The 10,143-nt window shown below is 64.3% G+C and carries 10 protein-coding genes; 7 read left to right on the top strand and 3 right to left on the bottom strand.

Annotated features, from left to right (window positions below; all coding sequences use genetic code 11):
* Positions 1–102: 102 nt before the first annotated feature.
* The 3 genes from icmH to tssJ all read right to left on the bottom strand — a co-directional run bounded on the left by icmH (position 103) and on the right by tssJ (position 3,067).
* On the bottom strand, positions 103–897 hold the full coding sequence (icmH, locus tag N7590_RS14355; protein ID WP_195842670.1) for a type IVB secretion system protein IcmH/DotU: 795 nt from the start codon (positions 895–897) through the stop codon (positions 103–105).
* The gene (gene tssK, locus N7590_RS14350) at positions 894–2,228 is read right to left on the bottom strand and encodes a type VI secretion system baseplate subunit TssK (protein WP_053511779.1); all 1,335 of its coding nucleotides are present in this window, start codon (positions 2,226–2,228) and stop codon (positions 894–896) included. Before tssK ends, icmH begins: the two co-directional genes overlap by 4 nt.
* Before the next feature lie 215 nt (positions 2,229–2,443).
* Positions 2,444–3,067, bottom strand: coding sequence for a type VI secretion system lipoprotein TssJ (tssJ, locus tag N7590_RS14345; RefSeq protein ID WP_053511780.1), 624 nt, complete (start codon positions 3,065–3,067; stop codon positions 2,444–2,446).
* 253 nt (positions 3,068–3,320) lie between these two features.
* Between tssJ and N7590_RS14340 the strand changes: the two genes are divergently transcribed.
* The 7 genes from N7590_RS14340 (at position 3,321) to tssG (ending at position 10,103) form a co-directional block, all read left to right on the top strand.
* Complete coding sequence (locus N7590_RS14340; RefSeq protein ID WP_232281380.1) at positions 3,321–3,929, top strand: tetratricopeptide repeat protein; 609 nt, start codon at positions 3,321–3,323, stop codon at positions 3,927–3,929.
* Between the two features lie 30 nt (positions 3,930–3,959).
* On the top strand, positions 3,960–4,460 hold the full coding sequence (tssB, locus tag N7590_RS14335; RefSeq protein WP_006465402.1) for a type VI secretion system contractile sheath small subunit: 501 nt from the start codon (positions 3,960–3,962) through the stop codon (positions 4,458–4,460).
* 3 nt (positions 4,461–4,463) lie between these two features.
* A complete protein-coding gene (gene tssC / locus N7590_RS14330; RefSeq protein WP_006465400.1) occupies positions 4,464–5,954 on the top strand; it encodes a type VI secretion system contractile sheath large subunit in 1,491 nt (496 codons plus the stop codon).
* 146 nt (positions 5,955–6,100) lie between these two features.
* Entirely contained in the window at positions 6,101–6,598 is a 498-nt protein-coding gene (locus N7590_RS14325) for a type VI secretion system tube protein Hcp (RefSeq protein WP_006465355.1), read from the top strand.
* 126 nt (positions 6,599–6,724) lie between these two features.
* Positions 6,725–7,213, top strand: a complete 489-nt coding sequence (gene tssE, locus N7590_RS14320; RefSeq protein ID WP_006465264.1) for a type VI secretion system baseplate subunit TssE — start codon at positions 6,725–6,727, stop codon at positions 7,211–7,213.
* A complete protein-coding gene (tssF, locus tag N7590_RS14315) occupies positions 7,213–9,048 on the top strand; it encodes a type VI secretion system baseplate subunit TssF (RefSeq protein ID WP_279935673.1) in 1,836 nt (611 codons plus the stop codon). The genes tssE and tssF overlap by 1 nt, the downstream gene beginning before the upstream one ends.
* Entirely contained in the window at positions 9,012–10,103 is a 1,092-nt protein-coding gene (tssG, locus tag N7590_RS14310; protein WP_164240450.1) for a type VI secretion system baseplate subunit TssG, read from the top strand. The genes tssF and tssG overlap by 37 nt, the downstream gene beginning before the upstream one ends.
* Positions 10,104–10,143 lie beyond the last annotated feature (40 nt).

Here is a 10,143-nt window from a genome sequence, read left to right as displayed (position 1 = left end):
AGGCCTTCCTCGGGCCCCTTCAGCTGGATCAGGCGTTCGCGATGGGACAGCGAAGCAAGGGATGCGAGCAGTGCGGAGCTTGGGATGTCCATATCATCAGGCTCATGGCAGGGTGATCGTGATGTGGGCAGTGCGCTCGGGCATCTGCACCACGTCGTTGTAGGCCGCCAGCTGCTGGCGCGTCTCATGGCCAAGATAGGTGCGCATGCCGAAGAAGGCGAAGATGCCAAAACAGCCGACCACCACCGCCGGCAGCCACAACGGCACCACGCGGCGCAGGCTGTGGCGAACATTGTCCGGCGGCAGCGCGTGAGGTGCGAAACCGTGGCGTTTGCCCTTCAGGTAGACGATCTCATCGCCCAGGCGGGCGGTCAGGTAGCCCAGCTTCTCGGTGCCTTCCAGCCGGTACTTGCCTTCGAAGCCCATCAGCAGGCAGTAGTGGTAGACCTCCAGCGAGGGCAGGCGCGCGGCGCCCTGTCGGCGCAGCTCTTCCAGGCGGTCGAAGAAATGCTCGCCGGCCAGGTGCTCACCGAACAGGCGCAGCTGCAGAGGGTTGCGTTCCCAGGTCTCGTGCAACGGCGAGGGCTGTGACAGGATCGCCTCGTCCACGGCAGCACAGAATGCGTACTTGGCAGCGTAGACATCCTCGGACGCCACGCCCAGGCGCATCGCATTGCGCTCCACGCCATCGAGGAACTTCTGCACCGTCTGCACGAAGCTCTCCGCATCATGCGGCAGCTGCCCGCGCTTGAGCAGCAACAGCAGGTAGAAACCGTCGGACATCAGGTCCTGCAGGCTCTGCGGGTTGGCGGCCTGCGGCGTGGGATTGGCCATCGCGCCGTTGGCGGTCAGCGACGGCATCGGGCCCGGGGTCGGGGGCAGGGGGGAATTCATCATGAGGTCACCGCCACAAGTTCCATCTTCAGCTCGGCAATGCCGGCCGGCACGTAGATCATCACCGACTGCGCCTTGAGCATGCGCTCATACAGCGCGCCGCGCGCGTCCAGTTCGAAGTAGTGGCTGCCAGGGCGCACCGGAATCGCTGCCGGCACCTGTGCGGCATGGGCCAGCTTCACGCCCGGCAACGCAGACAGCACGCACTTCTCCACGTCATCCGGAGCGCCGACCTTGAATCGCACTGGCACGCTCTGGATCAGTTCCTGTGCCGGCAGCGACGCCGACACCGACAGGTAGAACGAGGCGTTGCCATCGATGCGCTGCGAGTCCAGCCGGCCCAGGTGGTAGGACGGCTTGATCTCGTTCAGCGCGATCTTGAAGTAGCGCGTGGAAATCACCGTATCCAGCAGTGCGCGCACGATCTCCAGCAGCTTGCGGAACGAGGCTTCCGGCTGATCGTGGCGATACACCGGCAGGTCGCCCAGCTGGTAGGCATTGGAGAAGGTGAGCAGTGCGCCGGCCATGCGCAGCAGTTCCTGGTGCAGGCGCTCGGGATGCAGCTGCGGATGATGCAGCAGATGCGCCAGCGAACTGAACGAACTGTTGATGGTGTGCAGCAGCCAGAACGAGGCGATATCGCCGGAGCGGAACTCGATGATGTTCTGCGAGGTCTGCCGATGCAGGCCATACAGTGCGTCCACCTTGGCTTGCAGCGCGTCGAGCACCGCGCGCAGTTCGCGGTGCAGGAACGGCGAGGCCTGCAGCTGCGCGCACGGCGGGATGAACTCGTCATCCAGCTCGAAGCCGCCGCTGGAGGTGCGCCGCACGCGCGCCACCGGCACGGTGGCGTAGGCATCGCGCGGCTGATCATCGGTCAGCAGCTTCACCGCCTTGCTGAGGAACGCAAGTTCGGCTTCCACCGCATCGGTGAACAGGTCCTGGGTGTCACGATTGGCCTGGCGGTAGCGGGCCAGCGCGGTGCCCTCGGCATCGGCGCAGTTGGCGCCGTCATCGCGCAGCAGTGGCAATGCCAGGTAGACCACGGTGGACTGCACGCCCGGCGGCAGATCCTGCAGCGACACCGCATCGGGCAGGCTGTCATGGGCCGGCGCGTCGTAGGTCTCGCCGTCGGGGAACACGGCCGACAGGTCGAGTGGGCGCAGCGTGCCGCCCGACAGCGCATGGGGATCGAAACGCACGCGACGCGCACCCCAGGCGTAGGGATGCAGCGTCTGCGAAAGGTCCTGCAGCCGCGCTTCGTGATAGGCGTCCTGACGCTGGAAATGCTGGGGGCGCAGGAACAGCCCTTCACCCCAGAGTACCTTCGACATCCTGCTTACATAAGCCACGTTCAATCCTTGGAAATAGCTCGAAAAAATCGCCCTGGTGGGCCGGTTCCATTATCGTCGCGCTCCGCTGCGACAAAAATCCCCATCCAGTAATGTGAAAATGTGAATCACTTCGCACATTCAGCGAATCGGGGCAAACCTTGCACCGGCGATACTATCGCATCGACGAATTTGGGTGCCAGAATTCCGGCGCGATGCTATTTCGCGCCTGCACAACGGATTGATGCAAGACTGCCCGGATCTCCGGAAATGCGCGTCAACAAGGCTTTGCTGTCACTGGTCAGCGCACAGGCATGGACGCCGATGGTGACCCCGTCCTGCGGCAGTGTCTTGCCCTTGGTGTCGAATGCGAGCCGCCAGCGATTCTCGGCCGGGGCGCGGAACAGGGCGACCACGCCAAGCACTGCACTTCCTTCACTCAACTGCTCGGACAATTCCTGCCGGGCGCCGGGGGTCAGTACGACTTCGTTGACCGACAGCAGGTCCGCACCCAGGGCCGCCTGCTCGCCGGCCTGGTCCAGGAAGGCGTTGAAGGGGGCCTGTTCGAAGCGCTGCAGGCTGCGCAGGTGGTAGATCTTGACCACCGCGGCAGTGGCCCGCTTGTCATTGCCGGCATTGAGGTTGCTGCCGGCGTACAGGCGAAGCGGGACGGTCGGGGGCGCCTGGGGCTTTTCCTCACGGATGCCGACCGCCTGCAGGGTCTTGTCCATCGCTTTACCCAACTTGCTGTCGCTGGCGCAACCTGTCAGGGAGCCGGACATAATCAGGGAGAAAATCGTGACGGAGATCACGCGGCGGAATCGGAAAAGTTGCGCATTCATGTGCAGTCGGCGGGCTCGGAGTGCGGGGTAAAAGGTGCGCGTATATGCGTTTTTGCTCGCGAATATCACATCGGGATGTGAAGAGTGTGTCTACCGGATTCGCCATATTCTTGACGAAATTCACTATACCGGCGCGTATTCGCGAATGTACACTGCCGCCGACAGGGGCAGGAATCCCGTGTGTTGTATCGGCGGAGATTCGGCTTCCTTTAGGAACTAATTTCGACGAGGGATCACTATGGAAGTGAAGGCAATGGGGAAGGCTGTATACCGGCCGATGTTCGCGCTGATGATGTTCTCGGGCCTGGCGGCCTGCGCATCGGCACCGAAGAAGGCCGAGGTCGTGCCGTTCGAAACCACGCTGAGCAACGCGGAGGCGCAGGTCACCGCTGGCGGTGCCGATGCCGCAATCAGCGCGTTCGAAGTGGCGGCCAAGGCCGACCCGACGCGCAAGGAGCCGTGGGTGCGCATCGCACAGCTGCAGTTCGATCAGGGCCAGTACGCCCGCGCGATCGTCGCGGCGGAAGAGGTGCTTCAGCGCGATCCCAACGATCTGGTGGCCGATGGCGTGATCACCGTTGCCGGTTTCCGCGTTGCCAACCAGTCGCTCACCCGCCTGCAGGGGCGTGGTGCACTGGCGTCGGACACCGCACGCAAGGAAGCACAGACGCTGGCCACCACCCTGCGCAACACCATGGGTGATGCCATTCTCGATCCGACGCCCAAGCCCAAGCCGCGCAGCCGCGCCCGCGCAGGTCGTGCCGTCGCTCCGGCCGCCAACGCGCAGCCCGCCGCCACGCAGCCGGCCAAGCCCGCTGCCCGCTCGAACACCTCCGATCCGTTCCAGAACATCGGCAACTGATCCGGAACCGGCCCCAGTCAGGAGACACTCATGGCCAAGAAGGAAAGCATCCAGAAGCGGCTGCAGAAGATCCGCCCGCCGCGCGTCCAGCTCACCTACGATGTGGAGAAGGGTGACGCGATCGAGCAGAAGGAACTGCCGTTCGTGGTAGGCGTGATGGGCGATTTCAGTGGCAACCCGGAGCAGCCGCTGCCGAAGGTGAAGGATCGCAAGTTCGTCAACGTCGATCTGGACAACTTCGATGAAGTGATGGAAGGCATCGCGCCGCGCGCGGTGTATCGCGTGCCGAACAGGATCAGCGACGAAGGTGGCGAGTTCGGCGTCGAGCTGAAGTTCAATTCGATCGAGGATTTCCGCCCCGAATCGGTGGTGGAGCAGATCGAGCCGTTGCGCCGGTTGCTCGAGTCCCGTACCAAGCTGGCTGATCTTCGCAACAAGCTGGCTGGCAACGAGAAGCTGGAAGACCTGCTGACCGATGTGCTCAACAACACCGAGCAGCTGAAGAAGCTCGGCGTGACCAAGGAGGACTGACCCATGTCAGCTGAAGCCAGCCAGTTGGCCGCCCAGGCCGTCGAAACCGAAGAGGCGGGCCTGCTCGACCAGATCGTCGAGAAGAGCAAGGTCGCCAAGTCCAAGACCGAGCATGATCGCGCCAAGGACATCATCGCCGCCCTGGCGAAGGAAGTCCTCGACGGCACCGTGGTGGTCTCCGACAACCTCAACCTGACCCTTGACGCACGCATCGCCGAGATCGACCGGATCATTTCCGAGCAGCTCAGCGCGGTCATGCATGCCGAGCCGTTCCAGAAGCTGGAAGGCAGCTGGCGGGGCCTGCATTACCTGTGCCAGCAGACCTCCACTGGCCCGAACATGAAGATCAAGGTCTTCAATTCGCCGCAGAAGGACCTGGTCAAGGACTTCAAGTCGGCCATCGACTTCGACCAGAGCGCGCTGTTCAAGAAGGTCTACGAGGAGGAATTCGGCACGTTCGGCGGTGCACCGTTCGGCGCGCTGATCGGTGACTACTTCCTGGGCCGCCAGCCGGAGGACATGTACTTCATCGAGCAGATGTCGCACGTGGCCGCAGCGGCGCATGCGCCGTTCATTTCCGCAGCCGGCGAAGGCATGTTCGGCCTGGAAACATTCACCGACCTGGGCAAGCCGCGTGACCTGGCCAAGGTGTTCGACACCGTCGAGTACGCCAAGTGGAAGTCGTTCCGCGAGAGCGAGGACAGCCGCTACGTGGGCCTGACCATGCCGCGCTTCCTCGGCCGCCTGCCGTACAACCCGAAGGACGGCACCACGGTCGAGGGGTTCAACTTCGTCGAAGAGATCGAAGCGGCCGACCACAGCAAGTTTCTGTGGTGCAACACCGCCTACGCGATGGGCGCGCGCCTGACCCAGGCGTTCGAGAGCTTCGGCTGGTGCGCGGCCATCCGCGGCGTGGAGGGCGGTGGCCTGGTCGAAGACCTGCCGACCCATACCTTCCGCACCGACGATGGCGAAGTGGCGCTGAAGTGCCCGACCGAAGTGGCGATCACCGATCGTCGTGAAAAAGAACTCAGTGACCTCGGCTTCATGCCGCTGGTGCACTGCAAGAATACCGACTACGCCGCGTTCTTCGGCGCACAGTCGGCACAGAAGCCGAAGAAGTACAACACCGATTCGGCCAATGCCAACGCGATCCTGTCTGCACAGCTGCAGTACATCTTCGCGGTCTCGCGCATCGCCCATTACCTCAAGGCGATGATGCGCGAGAAGATCGGCAGCTTCGCTTCGGCGGGCAACGTCGAGGAATTCCTGAACCGTTGGATTGCCCAGTACGTACTGCTGGACGACAACGCGTCGCAGGAAGCCAAGGCGCAGTTCCCGCTGCGTGAAGCCTCTGTGCAGGTTTCGGAGGTGCCGGGCAAGCCCGGTGTCTACCGCGCGGTGGCCTTCATCAGGCCGCATTTCCAGCTCGATGAGCTGTCTGTTTCGTTGCGTCTGGTCGCCGAACTGCCGGCGTCCGCGAAAAAGTCGTAACGATTTGCTTCAACTGAAGCGTCCAGGGGAGTCCGCTCCCCGGATTGCAGTGACGCTTATTTCAAGAGGGCGTAGCCCCCCTTAACCGCCAGGCCCGCGCCTGGCACATCAAATCTCACGGAAGAACGGAATTTAGGAGACCAGATATGCAGCACGCTTTCCTCTCGATTGACACCATCAAGGGCGAGTCGCACGACGACAAGCACAAGGACTGGATCGAAATCCAGTCGTTCTCGCAGGACCTGTTGCAGCCGCGTTCGGCCACCGCGTCGACCTCCGGCGGCACCACCGCAGCCCGCGTGAACCTGTCCCCGATCGAAATCACCAAGTCGATCGACCTCGCCTCCACGGCCCTCAACCAGGCCGCCTCCAACGGCACCACCTTCCCGAAGGCGCAGATCCAGTTCATGCGCGCCGACAAGGACGGCAACGCGATCAATTACTACACGGTCGAGCTGCTGAACGTGCTGGTTCACCGCGTCACCACCACGGTGGACAAGGAAGGCATGCCCCAGGAAGTTGTTCAGTTGAGCTTCGGCGCCATCAAGTGGACTTACCAGCAGCAGAAGCCGGAAGGCGGAGTTGGTGGCAAGACCGTCGCGCAGTGGAGTGCAACCAAGAACATCCCGAACTACACCGTGTGATGTTGTGTCGCTGCGATGGCGCCTCGTGCGCCATCGCAGTCTGATCGCCGGGCAAGGCCAGGAACGGCCTTGCCTTTGATGCACCGCTGCCGCCCGCACGGATGCCGAACCTGAGTGGATCGACCAATGAAGGGACTCGAACCCAGCCTGCTGGAAAAACTGTTCGACGACGCCCCCAAGCAGACGGGCGCCGGGCCGGTCTTCAAGTCCGTCTCGCTGGAGCAGTACAAGGAATCCATCGCCCGCGACCTGGAGGGGCTGTTGAACTCGCGCGCCGCGTTCCAGGAAGGCGACATGAAGGAATTCCCCAATTGCCGGCAATCGCTGCTGACCTACGGGTTGGCGGACTTCTCCGCGATGAGCCTGGCCAACGCCTACGATCGTGCTGCCATCTGCCGCTCGCTGGAGCAGGCCGTGGCGCGCCATGAGCGCCGCCTGCGCAACGTCAACGTCCATCTGGATGCGGGCAACCAGTTTGCCGGCGGGCTGCATTTCACCATCCATGCGCTGCTCGACCTGGAGCCTGCGCGCGAGCCGGTCAGCTTCGATGCGATGCTGCAACCCTCGACCCTGCAGTACCAGGTCACCCGCGCACGTCGCACGCAGGCCGCCTGATGCAGGACCTGCTGCCTTACTACGAGCGCGAGCTGGGCTACCTCCGCCGTTACGGGCGCGAGTTCGCCGAGCGCTACCCGAAGATCGCCGGTCGCCTGCAGCTCTCCGCCGAGGGCAGCCAGGACCCGCATGTCGAGCGCCTGATCGAAGCCTTCGCGCTGCTCAGTGCGCGCGTATCCAAGCGCATCGAGGACGACTATCCCGAGTTCACCGACGCACTGCTGGATGTGCTCTATCCGCACTATCTGCGGCCGTTCCCCTCCTGCTCGATCGCCCATTTCGATACCGAAGGGGTGGCCTCCAAACTGAGCGCGCCGGTACGCGTGGCGCGTGGAACCGCCGTCCAGAGCCGTCCGGTCCGGGGCGTGCCCTGCGATTTCCGTACGGCCTACGATGTGGTGCTGGCGCCGGTCGGCGTGCAGCAGGTGGTGTATCGCAGCGTCGCTGATGCGCCAATGGCGACGACCCTGCCGGCCGGAACCGGTGGCCAGATCTCGATGGGCTTCCAGCTGCTGTCCGATCAGCTGGGTTTTCACCAGTTGGGTACCGATCGCCTGCGCCTGTTCCTCGATGGCGAGCCGTCGGTAAGGGCTGCGCTGCGCGATGCCCTGATGCTTGGCGTGAAGGCGGCCTACGTCGAATCCGATGGCGACGGACGCTGGCGGCGCCTGGACAGCGTGCCGTTGAGCCCGGTCGGGTTCGCCGACGATGAGGCCCTGATCGACTTTCCGGCGCGCTCGCACCCGGCCTATCGGCTGTTGACCGAACTGTTCGCCTATCCCGAGAAATTCGGCTTTGTCGACCTGCACCTGCCGTCGGTGACGGCGGGTGCCAGCCGACGCTTCACCCTTCACCTGGTGCTGCACGCCCAGGGCCAGGACCGGGGCAATGCGATGGTGCTGGAGGAGCTGGGCGGGCACAACGTGCGACTTGGCTGCACCCCCATCGTCAATCTGTTCCGCACCAGCGGCGAGCCGATCCGTGTCACCCATCGTACGGTGAACTACCCGGTGCTGGCGGATGCACGCCGCGCGTTCGCCTATGAAGTGCATTCAATCGACTCGGTGCACCGCATCCGGCAGACGCCGCAGGGCGAGCTGATCCAGGCATTCCGGCCGTTCTATTCGCTGCATCATGGCGAAGACCCCGAGCGCACCGGCCAGTACTGGGTGGCGCGGCGGGACGAAGACATCGCGCGGCAGAGCCCGGGTTTCGAAACCGAGATCAGCTTTGTCGACCTGTCGTTCAATCCGGTACTGCCGCAGACCGATACGGTCAGCCTGGAGCTGACCTGCAGCAATCGCGACCTGCCCAACCAGCTGGCGTTCGGCGTGGCCGGGGGCGACCTGACCATCGAGGGCGGCAGCCCGGCCAAGGCGATCAGCCTGCTGCGCAAGCCGACCAAGCCGCTGCGATTCCGCCACGGCCGCAACGCACAGTGGCGCCTGATTTCGCACCTGTCGTTGAACCAGCTGTCGCTCACTGCCAGCGGGCTTCCGGCACTGAAGGAGATGCTGCGCCTGTATGACCTGTCCGGCAGCAATGTGTCGGCCCGCCAGATCGACGGCATCCTCGAGCTGCAGCAGACGCCGGTGACCACCTGGATGCACGGCCGCCAGTTCGCCTCGGTGGTGCGTGGCCTGGAAATCCGCTTGACCATCAATGAGGCCCATTTCGTGGGAACCGGCGTGGCCGCCTTCGCCCAGGTGATGGACCACTTCTTTGCACTTTACGTGCATGCCAACAGCTTTACCCGACTGGTGCTGGTATCCGGCGACAGCGGAGAGGAGATCGTCCGATGCCCAGCGCGCAGCGGCGAATCGATCCTGGCGTAGCCCAGCAGCTGCTGGCCGAACCACACCGCTTCGAGTTCTTCCAGGCGGTGCGCCTGCTTGAGCAGGTGTTCCAGCGCCAGGGCGTCAAGCCCGGCCAGGCGGTGCCGATGCGCGTGCGCTTCCGCAACTCGCTGTCGCTGGGGTTTCCGGCCACCGAGTTGTCGGCCGAGGGCGAGGTGTATTCGCTCAAGGGTGAGCGGCTGTTGGACCGCGAGGCCGTGGAACAGGCGCTGCATGGTGAGGAACTCGCCGAGGTCCACCTGACGCCGCAGTTCATGGGCTTGCTGGGGACGGCCGGTGCATTGCCCCTGCACTACACCGAAACCCTGCAGCTGCGTGAGCTCTACCAGCGCGACCGGACCGCGCGGGCGTTCCTGGACATCTTCTCCACCCGTGCGGTGTCACTGCATTACGCTGCCTGGAAGAAACATCGCCTGGCGCTGCAGTACGAGCTGGATCGCCGTGAGCGCTTCCTGCCGCTGGTGCTGTCGTTGCTGGGCATGGGCATGAGCGAGCTGCGCGACCGCCTGCACGAGGGCGACGGCGAGATCTTTGACCAGGCGGTGGCCTATTACGCCGGCGCGGTGCGGCAACGACCGGTCTCGGCGGCGCTGATGCAGCGCGTGCTGTCGGACTATTTCCAGGTGCCGCTGCACCTGGAGCAGTTCGTGGGCGCGTGGTACCGGGTGCCGCCGGGTCAGGCGACCCGCCTGGGCCAGGCCAACGCGGTGCTCGGTGCCAGTGCGCTGGCCGGAGACCGGGTGTGGCAGCGCGACCTGCGCCTTCGCCTGCGCATCGGGCCGCTGCGCCGCGACCAGTTCGATGCGTTCCTGCCGGGTGGCAGTGCCGCCGAAGCGCTGTCCAAATGGCTGTCGCTGCTGACCGGCGGCATTCTTGAGTATGAAGTTCGCCTGGTGCTGCAGGCCGAGGATGTACAGGGCAGCGCACTCGGTAGCGCAGGGAGCGTCCGCCTGGGCTGGGACAGCTACCTGTGCACCCGGCCGCAGGATACCTCGCGCGAGGACACCACCTATGGCATCCACACATTGCAATGACACTGCGCCGATGGCGTCCGCGCCATCGGCCCCCGAACGG

The organism is Stenotrophomonas sp. GD04024 (assembly GCF_029837545.1).
Lineage (GTDB): Bacteria > Pseudomonadota > Gammaproteobacteria > Xanthomonadales > Xanthomonadaceae > Stenotrophomonas > Stenotrophomonas forensis.
This window is presented reverse-complemented; position numbering and strand designations above follow the sequence as displayed.

Bases quoted from the DNA above. Each gene is read 5' to 3' on its own strand.
- tssK (WP_053511779.1), bottom strand. From the start codon at position 2,228: ATGTCGAAGGTACTCTGGGGTGAAGGGCTGTTCCTGCGCCCCCAGCAT.
- tssF (WP_279935673.1), top strand. From the start codon at position 7,213: ATGCAGGACCTGCTGCCTTACTACGAGCGCGAGCTGGGCTACCTCCGC.
- tssG (WP_164240450.1), top strand. From the start codon at position 9,012: ATGCCCAGCGCGCAGCGGCGAATCGATCCTGGCGTAGCCCAGCAGCTG.
- tssE (WP_006465264.1), top strand. From the start codon at position 6,725: ATGAAGGGACTCGAACCCAGCCTGCTGGAAAAACTGTTCGACGACGCC.
- N7590_RS14325 (WP_006465355.1), top strand. From the start codon at position 6,101: ATGCAGCACGCTTTCCTCTCGATTGACACCATCAAGGGCGAGTCGCAC.
- N7590_RS14340 (WP_232281380.1), top strand. From the start codon at position 3,321: ATGGGGAAGGCTGTATACCGGCCGATGTTCGCGCTGATGATGTTCTCG.
- icmH (WP_195842670.1), bottom strand. From the start codon at position 897: ATGATGAATTCCCCCCTGCCCCCGACCCCGGGCCCGATGCCGTCGCTG.
- tssJ (WP_053511780.1), bottom strand. From the start codon at position 3,067: ATGAATGCGCAACTTTTCCGATTCCGCCGCGTGATCTCCGTCACGATT.
- tssC (WP_006465400.1), top strand. From the start codon at position 4,464: ATGTCAGCTGAAGCCAGCCAGTTGGCCGCCCAGGCCGTCGAAACCGAA.
- tssB (WP_006465402.1), top strand. From the start codon at position 3,960: ATGGCCAAGAAGGAAAGCATCCAGAAGCGGCTGCAGAAGATCCGCCCG.